We start from the raw sequence: 16293 nt of genomic DNA, 5'->3' as shown, positions 1-16293 counted from the left end.
CCAGCCAGAGGCAACAGTCGACCAGGCAACGAGCTCATGACCTCCCTTCTCTTGACGGTCATTCTCTGAGTCCCGTAAACGGCTGGCTGTGGCGTGATCGCCATCGTATTTTCATCTGCAGCAATCAGTAAGGAACAACATGCTTTTGTCGCACAACATGAAGAGGCTCGCCGCCTTGCACTGGCCCTACAAGAGACGCCTCGCCATCGCGTTCCTGGCCATGATCGTCACGGCGGCCACCGAACCGGTGGTGCCATACATCTTCCAGGTGTTGCTGGACAAGGGATTCGTCGGCAAACCGGCGTTCTCGCTGTGGCTGGTGCCGGTGGCGGTGATCGGCATCTTCTTCATCCGCGGCATCGCGACGTTCACAAGCTCGTACATGATGACGTGGGTGTCGACGCGCATCCTCAATGAACTGCGGCGCCAGATGTTTGCGCGCATGCTGGATCTGCCGATCAACTTCTATGCCACCAACACGGTCGGCAAAGTGATCAACTCGATGATGTTCGAAGTGCAGCAGATCATCGACATGGTAACCAAGGTGTTCACCTCCATCGTGCGCTCGGCGCTGACGGTTCTGGGCCTGCTGGCATGGCTGCTGTACCTGAACTGGGTGCTGACCATCGTCACGCTGGTGCTGCTGCCGCTGGTGACCATCGTCGTGCGCACCACCGGCAAGCGCCTCAAGAAACTCAACCGCGATTCGCTCGCGGTCAACGCCGAACTGACCCAGGTCATCGAAGAAACCACCCGCGCCCAGCAAGTCATCAAGGTGTTCGGCGGCCATGAATATGAGAAGGGCCGCTTCCACGAGCGCGCCGAAAATCTGCGCCGCTACACCATGCGCATGACCACGGCGTTCTCGGCCACAGTACCGATCACGCAGCTGATGACCGCCTGCGCGGTGGCAATCGTGATCGTGATGGCGCTGATCCAATCCGGCAACGGCCAGATCACCGTCGGCGGCTTCGTTTCCTTCCTCACCGCGATGCTGATGCTGCTGGCGCCGCTCAAGCAATTGGCTGAAATTAACGGTCCGCTGCAACGCGGCATGGCGGCGGCCGAAGAGGTCTATATCCTGATCGACAAGCCGACCGAGCGCACCGGTGGCGAAACGCTGAACGCGCGCAGCACCGGCAAGCTCGACCTGATCGACGTCGAATTCTCGTATCCCGGCCATACCCAACTGGCGCTGCAAAAGATCAACCTCAACGTGCAGCCAGGCGAGACCATCGCTTTCGTCGGCATGTCCGGCGGCGGCAAGTCGACGCTGGTGAGCCTGATCCCCGGCTTCTATTCCGCCACCGGCGGCCAGATCCTGCTCGACGGCAAGCCGATCGAGTCGATTTCGCTGATCAGCCTGCGCAATCAGATCGCCATGGTCAGCCAGAACACCGTACTGTTTGACGATACCCTTGCCGCCAATATCTCGTACGGCGACGCCCAACCCGATCCGCAACGCGTGCAGGCGGCAGTGGTGGCGGCGCATCTGACCGATGTCGTCGAAGGGATGCCGGAAGGACTGGCAACCCGCATCGGCGACAACGGTTCGCGCCTCTCGGGCGGCCAGCGCCAACGTGTGGCAATCGCGCGCGCGATCTACAAGGACGCGCCGATCCTGATCCTCGACGAAGCCACCTCCGCGCTCGACACCGAGTCCGAACGCGCCGTGCAGGCTGCATTGGACCAGTTGATGGAAGGCCGCACCACCTTTGTCATCGCCCACCGCCTGTCGACCATCGAACGCGCCGACCGCATCGTGGTGCTGTCGCACGGCCAGATCGTCGAAGTCGGCAGCCATCAGCAATTGCTGGCCAATGAGAGCGTCTACGCCAATCTCTACCGCCTGCAATTCTCTCAACAAGCCGATTGACTCCGCCGAGAAAACAACAAACGTCAACCATGCCCCAGACACTGATCCCGCCAGCGCTGCTGAAGAAGTCGGACAAGATCCTGTTCATCGCCCACCTGGCGCTGGGCGACTTCACTTATCTGCAGAATTTCTTCCAGGCGTTCGCACGCGCCAACCCGCACCTGAAAGTCCATCTGTGGGTCGATGAAGTGCGTCGCACCAGCGATCCGGCGCAATGGAAGCATCTGGAAAAATATTCGCTCTACGACTGGGTCGCCGCTTGCCCGTTCTTCGACAAGATCTACACCCGCACGTACAGCCCGGCGCTGTATCAGGAATCGATCGAAGAAGCCCAGCGCGAGCACTATCCCATCGTGGTGTCGCTGGCGACGCTGCGGCCGCACCTGTACGCCGGCCTGGCCCGCAGCATCAGCCCGGACGGGCTGGTGATCGGCATGAAGAAGCGCGTCAAGTTCTACCAGCCGCACCATCAGCTGGCCTATCGGAAGCTGAATGCATCGATCCCGCCGTACACTGTCGACCGCACCAATTCGCAACACATCAGCGATGTTTATGCGCATTGGTTCAACCAGCTCAGCGGCCTGGAAGTCGGTGCGGCCGAGCGCTTCCCCTTCGTTAACATCCCGCAGCAGTGGCGCGACTACGCGCAAGACAAACTGGCGGCCTGGGCTTTCAAACCGGCGGATGGCAATACCGGCAAGCTGGTGTTCATCAATCCCTACGCCAAGACCAAAAAACGCTGTTGGCCGTTGGAGCATGTCGCCGAACTGATCATCGCGATGAAGAAGCTGGACGCCTGGCGCGACAGCAGCTTCATCGTCAACGCCGTGCCGCAAGAGCTGGCGCACGCGCGCTCCGTGATCAACAGCTACCAGCTGGAGCGCACCGAACTGTTCAGCGCCGAAGAGAATTTCTTCCAACTGCCGGCCATACTTGAACGCTGCGACCTGATCATTTCGGTGGAAACCGCCGTCATGCACCTGGCCAACGCCGTGCACGTACCGGTGATTGCGCTCATGCGCCAAAAGAATCCTGAATGGGTGCCGATCGATCGCGCCAACAGCACCGTCATCACCGCCCCCAACCGCCGCGACTGGGTCAAGGCCGTCACCGTTGAACAAGTATTGAAAGCCATCCAATGAATCAGCCCGTGAACCAGATCGCGAATCAACCAGAAAACCAGCAAACCGCACCTGTGGGCAGCAACGGCAAGCCGTCCTTCCACATCGCGTTCTGCGTCGACAATAATTATTTTCGTGCGATGGGCGGCACCATTTCTTCCATCATCGACAACAATCCGGGCCAGCATTTCACCTTCCATGTGCTGGCGTTCGAGGTTTCCGCTGACCACCAGCGCCGCCTCAAACAGCTGGAAGCGATGTATCCGGTCAGCACCCAATTACATCTGCTCGACCTGAGTTCATTTACGCAGTTTTCGCATTTCATCGGCCACTCGCATTACTCTCTGTCGATCTTCACGCGACTGGTGATCCCGACAGTACTGAAAGGCCAGACCGACCGCGTGCTGTATCTCGACGCCGACATCCTCTGCGTCAACAAGCTCGACGAAATGGTCGACATGGACATCAGCGGCGACATCGCCGTGGTGGTACCGGACGCGCCCGTCACGCTGCAGCGCCGTGTCGCAGCACTGAAGCTAAAGCACAACGAATACTTCAACGGCGGCGTGATCTTCATCAACATCGACAAGTGGATCAGCGAGGACATCACCCAGCAAACGCTGGATGCACTGCTCGACAGCAAGACCGACATGCGCTTCAACGACCAGGATGCGCTCAACATCGTGCTCAACGGCCGCGCCCGCTACATCTCGCCGCGCTGGAATTACCTGTACGACCTGATCCACGACCTCAACGTCAACAAGTTCGCGTTGCGCCCGGTCGGCAAGGCGGTGTTCGTCCATTTCGCCGGGGCCGTCAAACCCTGGACCGACTGGAGCGGCCACGATGCGCGTCACCTGTTCCGCAAATACCTGTCGCTGACGCCATGGGCCGACATGCCGCTCGACCCGGAACCGAAGAACACCAAAGAGATGCGCATGCATTCGCGCTTCATGTACCGCCAGGGACGGCCGCTGGAAAGCCTGAAGTGGTATATCCGGTATCTGCGCAAGCGCGCGGCTAAATAATCAGCACAATCAGTCTCCGTTCACCCCAACGAATTCGCAGTAGAGAAATGCCAATACAAAGCTCTCATATCCTGATCTGCCGGACCGACAATATCGGCGATGTCGTGCTGACCCTGCCCATGGTGGCGAGGCTGCGGCAACTGAATCCCAAGGCGAAAATCAGTTTCCTGTGCCGCGCTTACGCAGCGCCCGTCGTGCGCTATTGCACCGACGTGGACGAAGTCATTGAAGTGGAGAGCATCGCCGACTCGGTGACGGATTTCCTGAAGAAATCGGATATCGACACGGTGATACTGGCGCAACCGGACCAGAAGCTGGCAGTCGCCGCATTTCGTGCCGGGATCCGGCATCGCATCGGCAACGCCCGGCAAAAACTGTATCTGCTTTTCTACTGCAACCGCCGCGTGCGCTTCAGCAAGGGCCTGTCCGAAGATCACGAAGCACAGATCAATTTCTGCTTCCTGCGTCCGTACGGCGACTACACCATTCCGGATCGTTCCGAATTGCCGGCGCTTTATCATTTCGACATCCCGAACGACGCCGGCATTGCACAGACGTTGCAGCCGTATGCGTTCAATCTGATCCTGCATACCAAATCCAACGGTCACGGCCGCGAATGGCCGATCGAACATTACCAGTCGCTGGCGCAAAAGCTGGCTGCCGATCCCGGCGTCCATCTGTGGCTGACCGGCAGCGACAAGGAAGGGCAATGGCTGGAAGAGAATGCGGCGGAATTGCTGCGTTTGCCGAACGTCACCAATGTCTGCGGCACGATGACGCTGGCGCAGCTGGCGGTGTTCATCAAGCAGGCGGACGGCCTCATTGCCAGCGGCACCGGTCCGCTGCACTTGTCGGCCGCGATCGGCCAGCGCACGCTGGGGCTGTTCCCGCCGACGCGTCCGATGCATCCGGGACGCTGGGCCGCGATCGGCGCCAGGTCGCAAAATCTTGCGGTGGACGAGAGCTGTCCCGATTGCCGCAGGATCCAGGAGCCGACTTGTGATTGCATGCGCCGGATCACGCCCGATACGGTCTACGGCATCGTGAAGACGTGGCGGCAAGAGAAGGCGGCTGAATGACCGCCGACAAGGCTAGCGCACCGGAGAAGGCAGGTCCTGCGCGCGCTTGGCCTTGACGATGGCCGCGAGGAATACCCCGGCAGTGATGATGTAGTAACCACCCAGCATCGGCCAAAAAAACATCAGGTCGGTCAAGCCGAACGCAAAAAAACCGAGCACAAGAATACACCCTGACCGGGCCGCAGTCCGGACGTCTTCCGATTCGTTCCGCAACTCGCGCGCGAAGTAATATCCGGGAACGATATACACGGCAAGCAGCGCGAGCAAGCCGAACGATCCTGAAATGACGGTATTGAACAGGATCTCGTTATGCGAATGCGCCAGCGACGTCAGGTCCTTGGTGACCTCATTGCGCTCGTACATCTGCCTGATGCTGGGCTCGTAATTTTCGCGACCGATGCCGAATACCGGTTCGCGTTCAATCAGGCGCAAGGCTGCGCTCCACAGCTGCAGGCGAATGCCGGTCGAGGTGCTGCGCCCTTCTCCCTGCGAATAGCTGGCCAGATCGGATTGCACGCTGCGCACCCGATCGCGCGCTCCCTGGTTCAGGGAGAACACCAGGACCACTGCAGTGACCAAGGCTCCTGACCAAAGCCATTTCTGGCGCGGCCTGATATCCGAGAAAACGAAAAAGAAAATCAACCACAGCGGAACAGCCAGCCAGCTGCCGCGCGTCGCCGTCAGGATGCTGGTAAACGCGCCGGCAACGCAGGCAAACACCCGCAGCAGCAAAATCCAATTGCTTTTCGAGGTACTCCACCCGCGACAGGTGAGACAAAGCACACCAGCCAAGAATGCGATGTCAGAATAGGCGATGATCGACAGGAAGCCAATGTTCCCTTCGCGAATCTCCCATCCTCGGGTGACAAAGTACGCCTTGACGGCTGCAACAATCGCAGCCACGAAAAAACTCCATTGCAGCAGCTTGATGTGACGCAGCGGCACAAAGAACAGCACCCAGAATATCAACGGGAACACTGCAAGCCGCAAGCCGCGATCGTAGAACTTGAAGGCGAAGTTACCACTCCAGACCTGGTTGAGCAGCACCGCCAGACAAACCGAGGCCATCGCCAGGTGCAATGGCCAGTACTGCCGGAACAGTTCGCCGAAGCGGATGCCATCGGGCGACGCGCGCAGGGCGAGCGCCAGCAAAGACGTGAGCAGCAACAGATAGAGAATGGCATTGCCGGCATCGTGCACGGTAGATGCAACAACCGGGAACAGGAGCAGAAGAATAGTCACGAGCCACTGGATCGGCAGCACACGTCGTTGAAGCATTTGTTTCATTTCCGTCTTGTCATTATTCACGCGCGACTCAGCGTGCCAATCAGTATTCAACAACGACCGCTTCCTGCCCGAACGACTCGCGCAGCGACACCTGCAGGCCATCGCTCGGCACCACACGCCATGCATCCCCAAGCATGACTTCGCAGCCGACTCCCGACTGCACGTATTTCATCACGAATGGTAAGCCCTGCGGCTGACGATAGGATGACAGTGCGTCGCGCAGGTGCGCCGGATCCACGCCCTTGTTGAGCGACACCACCACGCGCTGGCCGTACTGGATGCGGGCGGCGCCGATGTCCATGACTTTCTCCGCCGAGATGCGCAGGCCGCCGTTGAAGCGGTCTTCCGACACCTTGCCCTGCACGATCAACAGTTCGTCTTCCTTGAAGAAGGCCTTGTTCGGTTCGGCAAGTTCGCCGTAGACCGTGACGTCGACCGTGCCGCTGCCGTCGTCCAGCGAGACGATCAGCAGCTTGCCGCGCTGAGTCATTTGCACGCGGATGCCGGTGATGATGCCGGCCATCGAACGCGGATCGCGCGACGGCTCCAGGCTGGAAATCTTGGTGCGCACGAACTGGCGTACTTCCTTTTCGTAGGCGTCGAACAGATGGCCGGACAGATAGAAGCCGAGGGCGGTCTTTTCTTCGGTAAGGCGCTGCTTGTCGCTCCATGCACGCACCTGCACATACTCCAACGGCGTCTCGAGGTCGCTGTCGTCGCCGCCGAACAGGCTGACCTGGTTGGCCGATGCTTCCATCTGCTCGGCATTTTCCCAGGCCAGGCCGACCGAGGCCTGCAACACTGCGCGGTCGACGCCGAAGCAATCGAAGGCGCCGGCGCGGATCAGCGAATCGACCGTGCGGCGGTTGATCTGTTTCTTGTCGACGCGCTTGGCGAAGTCGAACAAGTCCTTGAACGGACCGTCCTGGCGCGCTGCAATGATGGCTTCGATCGCGCTCTGGCCGGAACCCTTGACGGCGCCCAGGCCGTATCGGATGTGCACGGCCTTCTTGCCCGGCTCGCCGACCGGGATGAAGCGGTAGTCGGACAGATTGATGTCGGGCGGCAGCAGGCTCAGGCCGCAGACGTCGAGCGAGTCTTCGACCAGGATCTTGATCTTTTCGGTGTCGTCCATGGCCAGCGACAAGTTGGCGGCCATGAACGCGGCGGGGTGATGCGCCTTGAGATAGGCGGTGTGGTACGACAGCAATGCGTAAGCGGCGGCGTGCGACTTGTTGAAGCCGTAGCCGGCGAACTTTTCCATCAAGTCGAAGATTTCGTCGGCCTTCTCCTGCGACAAACCGTCCTTGGCGGCGCCTTCGCGGAAGATGTTGCGATGCTCGGCCATCTCTTCAGCCTTCTTCTTGCCCATCGCGCGACGCAGCAAGTCGGCGCCGCCGAGCGAGTAGCCGCCCACGACCTGCGCCATCTGCATCACCTGCTCCTGATACACCATGATGCCGTAGGTTTCGGACAGGATGCCTTCGGTGCGGGGATCGGGATAGTCGAATTTTTCGCCGTGCTTGCGTTTGCAGAAGTCCGGGATCAGGTCCATCGGACCCGGACGGTACAGCGCCACCAGCGCAATGATGTCTTCGAAGCGGTCGGGCCGCGCGTCTTTCAGCATGCCTTGCATGCCGCGGCTTTCCAGCTGGAACACGGCGACGGTCTTGGCCTTGGTCAGCAGGTCGTAGGAGGCGCGGTCAGTCAGCGGCAAGCGAGCCAGATCGAAATCGGCCATGTCCGGATCGAGCTGCTTGATGTAGCGTACCGCGCGATCGAGGATCGTCAGCGTGGTCAGGCCCAAGAAGTCGAACTTCACCAGGCCGACGGCTTCGACATCGTCCTTGTCGTACTGCGACACCACGCCGGCGTCGCCGCCCTGCGTGTACAGGGGACAGAAATCGGTCAGCTTGCCCGGCGCGATGAGCACGCCGCCGGCGTGCATGCCGATGTTGCGGGCGATGCCTTCAACCTGCTGGGCCAAGCCCATCAGCTGCTTCACTTCTTCTTCGTTTTCCAGCCGCTCCTTGAGCAACGGTTCTTCTTCGATGGCGTCGGCCAGCGTGACCAGCTTGCCCGGCTTGAACGGGATCAGCTTGGAGATGCCGTCGCAGAAGTTGTAGCCGAGGTCGAGCACGCGGCCGACGTCGCGCACCGCGCCCTTGGCCGCCATGGTGCCGAAGGTGGCGATCTGCGAGACCGCCTCCTTGCCGTAGCGATCCTTGACGTACTGGATGACGCGATCGCGCCCTTCCTGGCAAAAGTCGATGTCGAAGTCGGGCATCGATACCCGTTCAGGATTGAGGAAGCGTTCGAACAGCAGGTTGTACTCGAGCGGATCCAGATCGGTAATCGACAGCGCATACGCCACCAGCGAACCGGCGCCTGAACCCCGGCCCGGGCCGACCGGCACGCCGTTGTTCTTGGCCCACTGGATGAAGTCGGCCACGATCAGGAAGTAACCCGGGAATTTCATCTTGATGATGGTGTCGTTTTCGAACTTCAGGCGCGCCTCGTAACGAGGACGCTCCTTTTCGCGACGGGCTTCATCGGGATACAGATGCTTGAGGCGCGCTTCCAGGCCGACCTTGGTTTCGGCCACCAGGAAATCGTCGATGGTCATGCCGTCCGGCGTCGGGAAGTTCGGCAGCTGGGGCTTGCCCAGCGTCAGCATGAGGTTGCAGCGCTTGGCGATTTCAATCGTGTTCAGCACTGCGCCCGGCAGGTCGGCGAACAACTCCGCCATTTCGGCCTGGGTCTTGAAATTCTGCTGTTCGTTGAAGCGGCGCACACGGCGCGCGTTGGCCAGGATCTCGCCTTCGGCGATGCAGGTGCGCGCTTCGTGGGCGACGAATTCGTCCTGCGACAGGAACTGGATGGGATGGGTGGCCACCACCGGCAAGCCGAGGCGCGCCGCCAGGGCGACCGACTGGCGCACCTGGACTTCCATGTTGGGCTGGTTGGCGCGCTGGATTTCGACGTAGAACGCGCCAGGAAAAACCTCGCTCCAACGCTGGGCGGCACGCTCGGCTGCCGCCACGTTGCCGTTCTCGATGGCGATGCCGACCTCGCCGAAATGCGCGCCCGACAACGCGATCAGGCCGTTGCCGCCTTCATCGTGGCGCAATTGTTCCAGCCACTCGGGGCGCAGTTCGGCGCGGCCGCGATGCAGGTTGGTGAGCCAGGCACGGCTGAGCAGGTCGCACAGTTGCAGGTAGCCGTGATGGTCCTTGACCAGCAGCAGCAGGCGCGAAGGCTTGTCGCGGTCGTCGTCGTTGCTGATCCAGACGTCGCAGCCGGCGATCGGCTTGACGCCCTTGCCGCGCGCGCCCTTGTAGAACTTGACCATGCCGAACAGGTTGGCCAGATCGGTGATCGCCAGCGCGGCCTGGCCATCCTTGGCGGCCGCCTTGACGACATCGTCGATGCGGACCAGGCCGTCGACGATGGAGTACTCGGAATGGAGTCGAAGATGTACGAATTGCGGTGTAGTCATAGCCCGCTATTTTACCGTGCCATGACAGGGGACTCCCCCGAATTTGCGTTTTGAGGGACTTGTCGACGCCCGTCATTTCCCCCTCGATTCCGCCGCCGGCTTGTTTGATCTGCATCATGGCGCGCGCAGATTGCGTCCGGCGGCCATCGCAGAACCGGCCCGGGGCGTTTATAATGCTATCAATTCAAAGACTTAGGCAATACCATCATGCAAGAAATGCAAGAAATCCGGCAACCGCAACATTCTCAGCAGACGCAAGAACGCGAGAATTCGTACGTCAACATCGCCGCCTACAAGTTCATCACCTTCAGCGACACGGTGGAGCAACGCCCGGCGTTCCTGGCATTTTGTCAAAAACACCACTTACGCGGCACCGTCATCCTGAGCCCGGAAGGCATCAATCTGTTCCTGGCCGGCAAGCGCCCCGACATTGACGCCTTCCTGACCTGGCTGCGCGCCGATGTGCGCTTTGCCGATATTCAGGTCAAGGAAAGCTATTCCGAACACCAGCCGTTCAACCGCATGCTGGTCAAGCTCAAGGCCGAGATCATCACGATGAAGCATCCGCTGATCAAGCCGGAAGAAGGCCGTGCGCCCTTCGTCGACGCCGTGACGCTCAAGCGCTGGCTGGACCAGGGCCACGACGACAACGGCAAACCGGTGGTCATGGTCGACACGCGCAACGCCTTTGAAGTCGACGTCGGCACCTTCGAGAACACCATCGATTACCGCATCAGCAAGTTTACCGAGTTTCCGCAAGTCATCGCCGACCACAAGGAAGAGCTCAACGACAAGACCGTGGTGACCTTCTGCACCGGCGGCATCCGCTGCGAAAAGGCTGCGATCCACATGCAGAACATCGGCTACGACAGCGTCTACCAGCTCGAAGGCGGCATCCTCAAATACTTTGAAGAAGTCGGCGGCGCGCATTACGAGGGCGATTGCTTCGTCTTTGACTACCGCACCGCGCTCAATCCGCAATTGCAGGAAACCCAGACCGCGCAGTGTTTCGCCTGCCGTGCCGTGGTGACCCCGCGCGAGCAGTTGTCGCCGGCTTATGTGCCGGGTAAATCGTGTCCGCATTGCGCGCCGGAGGCCGCTACCGCAGCAGAAGCAGCGACTGCCTCCGCAGACTGATTCAGCCGGCTCCGGCACACAAAAAAGCCCACCTCACGGTGGGCTTTTTTGTGTGCCGGGTGCAACCTGAAACGGACTGCTTACTTCTTGAACTGCGCCGTGGTTTCCGCCACGCGCTTGCCGAACAGTTTGGCGGTTTCCAGATCGCCCGGCAGCGGACCTTCTTCCGGCGACGAGTCCGATGGGCTTTGCGCCATCAGGCCGGAGAAAGAACCGACGAAGTTGATGTCATTGCGCTGGGCCGCCTTGGAATTGGAAGGCATCAGGCCGGTACCGACCCAGATCATGCTCTGCTGCATGCCCAGCGTGAACAGGTAGTGCAGGGTCGACAACTTGTCGCCGTTCATCGTCGCCGAATTGGTGAAGCCGGCGCCGATCTTGTCTTTCCATTTTTGCGTAAACCATGGCTTGGAGGTGGCGTCGGCAAATTTCTTGAATTGCCAGGACACCGAACCCATGTAGGTCGGCGAGCCGAAGATGATAGCGTCGGCGGCATCCAGCGTAGCCCAGTCGGCGTCGGTGATGTTGCCCTCGGCGTTGATGGCGATCAGGTCGACGGTGGTGCCTGCGGCCGCTGCAGCGCCGGCCTGGACGGCTTCAGCCTGTTTCTTGGTGTGACCGTAGCCGGAGTGGTAAACGATGGCGACTTTGCTCATGTTGATTTCCTTGTTGTGTGAGTAAAAACCGATGGAAAAACCAGCGAACGCTTGCTGCATCGGCGAGCATAACGCCCCGCAGAGCGTTTGTGCAGTACTTGCATTGAGTTCATACAAATTTTTTGGTGCTGATTTACACTATATCCAATGACGTGCCGCAGAATAAGCACCGTATTTTAGATATCTCATTCAAAAAATTTAAACAAGCGCATGAACCTGACGCTGGAATCCCTGCAGATCCTTGACATGATCGACCGCAAAGGCAGCTTTGCCGCCGCCGCGGTGACGCTCGACCGCGTGCCGTCGGCACTGACCTACAGCGTGCGCAAACTGGAAGACGACCTCGACGTACTGCTGTTCGACCGGCGCGGCCATCGCGCCAAGCTGACGCCGGCCGGGCGTGAATTGCTGACCGAAGGCCGCCACCTGCTGGCCGCTGCCGACGATCTCGAACAACGCGTCAAACGCACCGCCACCGGCCGCGAGACCGAGTTGCGCATTGTCCTCAACAGCATCATCCCGTTTGCCAACATGCTGCCGCTGGTTGCCGCGTTCGACCGCGAAGCCGGCGGCACGCGTCTGCGCTTTACGCCCGGCGTGCTGTCCGGCACCTGGGACGACATGCTGGACGGCCGCGCCGACCTGGTCATCGGCGCGACGCTGGACGGCCCTGAAATCGTGCGCACCAGCGGACGCTTCCAGACGCGCCAGCTGGGCACCATCGAATGGGTATTCGCGGTAGCACCGAGCCATCCGCTGGCCCATGCGCCGGAACCGCTGACGCCGGAGCTGGTGCGCCAACATCGCGCCGTCGCCGTCGGCGACAGCAGCCGCAACCATCCCGGCCTGACCATGGGTCTGCTGGCCGGACAGGAAACGCTGACCGTGCCGACGGTCTCGGCCAAACTGCAGGCGCAGCTGGCCGGCCTCGGTTGCGGCCATCTGCCGCGCTACTGGGCCGCACCTTACCTGGCCAGCGGTGCGCTGATCGAAAAGCAAACCCAGATGAGCAAACCGCACGAAAACTTCCTGATCGCCTGGCCCAAGGCCGAGCAGGGAAAATCGCTCAAATGGTTCTTGCAGCACCTGTCGCAACCCGAAGTCCAGCGCGCGCTGCTGAGCGGCTCCCCCCATCATGAATAATATCGAACACTACGTCGGCCGCTTCGCCCCCTCCCCTTCCGGCCCTTTGCATGCCGGCTCGCTGGCCGCCGCCATGGCCAGTTATCTCGACGCACGCGCCCACGATGGACGCTGGCTGCTGCGCATCGAAGACATCGACGAGACGCGCACCGTCGCCGACGCCGCACAGGAAATTGAAACCGCGCTGCATACGCTGGGCATGCGCTGGGATGGTCCGGTGCTGGTCCAAAGCGAACGCAAGCAACGCTATCTGGACGCCTGCACGCGACTCGCCGGGCATGTCTATCCCTGCGGCTGCACACGCAAGGAAATTGCCGATTCCAGCCTCGGCACCGGGACCGACGGCGCCGCCATTTATCCCGGCACCTGCCGCCACGGGCTAGGGCCCGGCAAGCAGGCACGCACGCTGCGTTTGCGCGTGCCTGATACGGATGAAGAAAGCGAAGAGATCAGCTTCACGGATCGCTGGCTGGGCCGGCAGAGCCAGCACCTGGCGACGGAAGCGGGAGATTTCGTACTGAAACGCGCCGACGGTTTCTGGGCGTATCAGCTGGCGGTGGTGGTGGATGACGCTGAACAGGGCGTGACGCACATCGTGCGCGGCGCCGATCTGCTCGACTCAACCGCGCGCCAGATTTACCTGCAGCGTCTGCTCGGTTATCCGACGCCGGCATATCTGCATGTGCCGCTGGTGCTGCACAGCGACGGGGAGAAATTGTCGAAGCAGAACGGTGCCCAGGCGCTGGATCTGACTCGTCCGCTGGAGGAACTGCAGCGGACCGCCACATTCCTGGGGCTGGACGTGACAACGGCGACCGAAGTCGCCGCATTCTGGGAGCAGGCGCTGCCGGCATGGCAGCGTCGCCTGGCTGATCTGAAATTCTGATCAGCGCTTGGGCATGCCGCCCAATAGTGCCGCCACCTTGTGTTTCGACGGCTTGCTTGCAGGTTTGGCTGCATTGACAGAAGCGTCAACCGGCGCCGGTGCGGCAGTCGGTTCGTAGGGCTTCAGGAACCACGGATCGACCTTTTCGCGACGCGCGCCGCCACCGCCGCTGCGGCCGTAGGATTGCGTATCACGGCGCACGGTGGAACGTTCGCCATCACGTTCGACGCTGCTGCCGCTGCCTGTACCCGCTGCACTGCTGCTCCGCTCACCACGATCGCCGCGTTCAGTACGCTCGCCGCGGCCGCTGCGCTCAGAGCGCTCGCCACGCTCACCACCGCGATCGCCGCGTTCACTGCGCTGCCGCGGCACGAAGCCGGTCAGTTCGGAACGCACGAACTTGATCTTGATCAATTTCTCAATATCGACCAGCAGGCGTTCATCCTTGTCCGAGAACAAGGAAATTGCATCGCCCGATGCACCCGCACGACCGGTGCGGCCGATACGGTGGACGTAGTCTTCGGCGTTGTACGGCAAGTCGATATTGATCACGCACGGCAGGTCGGTGATGTCGAGACCGCGCGCGGCGACATCCGTCGCCACCAGCACTTCAACCTGGCCTTGCTTGAAGGCTTCCAGCGCAGCCATGCGCTCGCCCTGGGTTTTGTCGCCGTGAATCGCGGAGGCCTTGACGCCCTCGTTCTCAAGCTGGCGGGCCAGCTTGGAAGCGCCGATCTTGGTGTTCGAAAACACGATCACCTGCTTGAGCTGGCGCTCGCGGATGATGTGCGCAACGGCGTCGCCCTTGGCGTCTTCGTTGACTTTGTAAATGATCTGCGTCACGCGCTCGGCGGTGGCATTGCTACGCGCCACTTCGATGGTGACCGGATTGTTCAGGAAGCTGGACGCCAGCTTCTTGATTTCTTGCGAGAAGGTCGCCGAGAACATCAGGTTCTGGCGTTGCTTCGGGAGCAGGTTGATGATGCGCTGCAAGTCCGGCAGGAAGCCCATGTCGAGCATGCGATCAGCTTCGTCCATGACCAGGATCTGCGTCTGCGACAGGTTCACGGTCTTTTGCTGGACGTGATCGAGCAGGCGGCCCGGCGTGGCAATGACGATTTCAACGCCGGCGCGCAGGGTTGCGGTTTGCGGCGCCATGTCGACGCCACCGAAGACAACGGTGGAGCGCAGTGGTGTGAAACGGGAATAGGCTTTGACGTTGTCGGCGACCTGGTCGGCCAGTTCACGGGTCGGTGTCAGGATCAGCGCGCGCACCGGATGGCGCGCCGGCGACATGCTGGCGCTGGCGTGGGCCAGCAGCAACTGAATGATCGGCAATGAAAAGCCGGCGGTCTTGCCAGTGCCGGTTTGCGCGGCGCCCATGACGTCGCGGCCCTGCAACACGATCGGAATCGCTTGCTCCTGGATCGGCGTCGGATGGATATAGCCCTGCGCCGTCAGCGCCTTCAGGATATCAGGGGAGAGGCCAAAGTCCTCGAAGCGGACGGCAGGCGTTTCTGGTGTTGCGATTTCGGGCAATTGCTCAGGCATGTTTGGAGAGTGTCCTCAGGCGAACCCTGCGTGGAATCATGCAATGCGACACAATATTCTGCACAGAAGATTGCGGCGGATACATTCGCGAAGAGGCTCTGTAGCTTTCAGTAAAAACGGATGTTTGACATATCGCGCGACGCCGCTCATGCAAGATCACGCAGGAAAGACAGGAGGCTCGCGTCAAGAATTGCCGACAGGAAATCGCCCGGCAAACCGCTATTATACGCCGCCCGGCAATTTGGCTTCATGACAGTTTGATGTCGCATCATCTCCGCGATATCAAAACGACAATACGCAGCCGGCGCCGCCCCGGCGAACGGGGCGGCGCCCATAGGGGAAAATCAGGCGATCGTGATGTTCAGGTCGACCAGACCGTCGACGTGGCCGTGCAACTTGTCGCCCTTGACCACCGCGCCGACGCCTTCCGGCGTGCCGGTATAGATCAGGTCGCCAGGGAACAGCTCAACCAGTCCCGACAGGTAGGAAATGGTCTCGGCGACGTTCCAGATCAGGTCCGACAAGTCGCCCTGCTGGCGCACTTCGCCGTTGACCTTGAGCCAGATGGCGCCTTGGTCGGGATGGCCGATTTTGGACACCGGCAGCAGCGGCGCGCACGGCGCCGACTGGTCGAAGCCCTTGCCCATGTCCCACGGGCGCGCCAGTTTCTTGGCTTCGCCCTGCAGGTCGCGGCGCGTCATGTCGAGGCCGACGGCATAGCCGAACACCAAGTCCAGCGCCTGGTCGGCCGGCACGTCGCGGCCGCCCTTGCCCAGCGCGACGACCAGCTCGATCTCGTGCTGGTAGTCATTGGTCTTGCTCGGATACGGCACGGCGCTGTCGGTCGGCACGATGGCATCGGTCGGCTTCATGAAGAAAAACGGCGCTTCACGGTTGGGATCGTGGCCCATTTCACGCGCATGGGCGGCATAATTGCGGCCGACGCAGTAAATGCGGCGCACCGGGAAAGGATCACCGCCGACCACGGGGACACTGGTGACGGCGGGAACGGGAATGGCGTAAGACATGC

At 61.0% G+C, this 16293-nt stretch carries 12 protein-coding genes; 7 read left to right on the top strand and 5 right to left on the bottom strand.

Annotated elements, in window-relative coordinates; genetic code table 11:
* Window positions 1-139: 139 nt before the first annotated feature.
* The 4 genes from msbA to ACIROY_RS08915 are packed head-to-tail and all read left to right on the top strand — an operon-like array spanning window position 140 to window position 5104.
* On the top strand, window positions 140-1876 hold the full coding sequence (gene msbA / locus ACIROY_RS08930) for a lipid A export permease/ATP-binding protein MsbA (RefSeq protein ID WP_402341240.1): 1737 nt from the start codon (window positions 140-142) through the stop codon (window positions 1874-1876).
* A 29-nt stretch (window positions 1877-1905) separates the two neighbouring features.
* Window positions 1906-3018, top strand: a complete 1113-nt coding sequence (locus tag ACIROY_RS08925) for a glycosyltransferase family 9 protein (protein WP_402341238.1) — start codon at window positions 1906-1908, stop codon at window positions 3016-3018.
* Window positions 3015-4025, top strand: coding sequence for a glycosyltransferase family 8 protein (locus ACIROY_RS08920; RefSeq protein WP_402341236.1), 1011 nt, complete (start codon window positions 3015-3017; stop codon window positions 4023-4025). The genes ACIROY_RS08925 and ACIROY_RS08920 overlap by 4 nt, the downstream gene beginning before the upstream one ends.
* A gap of 47 nt (window positions 4026-4072) precedes the next feature.
* Complete coding sequence (locus ACIROY_RS08915) at window positions 4073-5104, top strand: glycosyltransferase family 9 protein (RefSeq protein WP_402341235.1); 1032 nt, start codon at window positions 4073-4075, stop codon at window positions 5102-5104.
* 12 nt (window positions 5105-5116) lie between these two features.
* Here ACIROY_RS08915 and ACIROY_RS08910 read toward each other — a convergent pair whose 3' ends face one another.
* Both ACIROY_RS08910 and dnaE read right to left on the bottom strand, forming a co-directional pair.
* On the bottom strand, window positions 5117-6445 hold the full coding sequence (locus ACIROY_RS08910) for an O-antigen ligase family protein (protein ID WP_402341233.1): 1329 nt from the start codon (window positions 6443-6445) through the stop codon (window positions 5117-5119).
* Window positions 6432-9890 carry a DNA polymerase III subunit alpha gene (gene dnaE, locus ACIROY_RS08905; RefSeq protein ID WP_402274617.1) on the bottom strand — a complete coding sequence of 1153 codons (3459 nt, stop codon included), beginning with the start codon at window positions 9888-9890 and terminating at the stop codon, window positions 6432-6434. Before dnaE ends, ACIROY_RS08910 begins: the two co-directional genes overlap by 14 nt.
* Before the next feature lie 216 nt (window positions 9891-10106).
* Between dnaE and ACIROY_RS08900 the strand changes: the two genes are divergently transcribed.
* Window positions 10107-11027, top strand: coding sequence for a sulfurtransferase (locus tag ACIROY_RS08900; RefSeq protein WP_402341392.1), 921 nt, complete (start codon window positions 10107-10109; stop codon window positions 11025-11027).
* Between the two features lie 80 nt (window positions 11028-11107).
* Here the strand turns inward: ACIROY_RS08900 and ACIROY_RS08895 are convergent, their stop codons facing one another.
* A complete protein-coding gene (locus ACIROY_RS08895; RefSeq protein WP_116436894.1) occupies window positions 11108-11683 on the bottom strand; it encodes a flavodoxin family protein in 576 nt (191 codons plus the stop codon).
* 210 nt (window positions 11684-11893) lie between these two features.
* Between ACIROY_RS08895 and ACIROY_RS08890 the strand changes: the two genes are divergently transcribed.
* Window positions 11894-12826 carry a LysR family transcriptional regulator gene (locus ACIROY_RS08890; RefSeq protein ID WP_402274614.1) on the top strand — a complete coding sequence of 311 codons (933 nt, stop codon included), beginning with the start codon at window positions 11894-11896 and terminating at the stop codon, window positions 12824-12826.
* Window positions 12819-13712: a tRNA glutamyl-Q(34) synthetase GluQRS gene (gene gluQRS / locus ACIROY_RS08885; RefSeq protein ID WP_402341231.1), complete on the top strand. Its 894-nt coding sequence runs from the start codon at window positions 12819-12821 to the stop codon at window positions 13710-13712. The genes ACIROY_RS08890 and gluQRS overlap by 8 nt, the downstream gene beginning before the upstream one ends.
* Here the strand turns inward: gluQRS and ACIROY_RS08880 are convergent, their stop codons facing one another.
* Entirely contained in the window at window positions 13713-15263 is a 1551-nt protein-coding gene (locus tag ACIROY_RS08880; protein WP_402341229.1) for a DEAD/DEAH box helicase, read from the bottom strand.
* A gap of 344 nt (window positions 15264-15607) precedes the next feature.
* The gene (locus ACIROY_RS08875; RefSeq protein WP_402274608.1) at window positions 15608-16291 is read right to left on the bottom strand and encodes a fumarylacetoacetate hydrolase family protein; all 684 of its coding nucleotides are present in this window, start codon (window positions 16289-16291) and stop codon (window positions 15608-15610) included.
* Window positions 16292-16293 lie beyond the last annotated feature (2 nt).

Origin of the sequence: Herbaspirillum sp. NPDC101396, from assembly GCF_044767365.1 — a bacterium.
Lineage (GTDB): Bacteria > Pseudomonadota > Gammaproteobacteria > Burkholderiales > Burkholderiaceae_D > Herbaspirillum.
The sequence above is the reverse complement of the archived record's forward strand: the minus strand, read 5'-3'. Positions and strand labels throughout refer to the sequence as shown.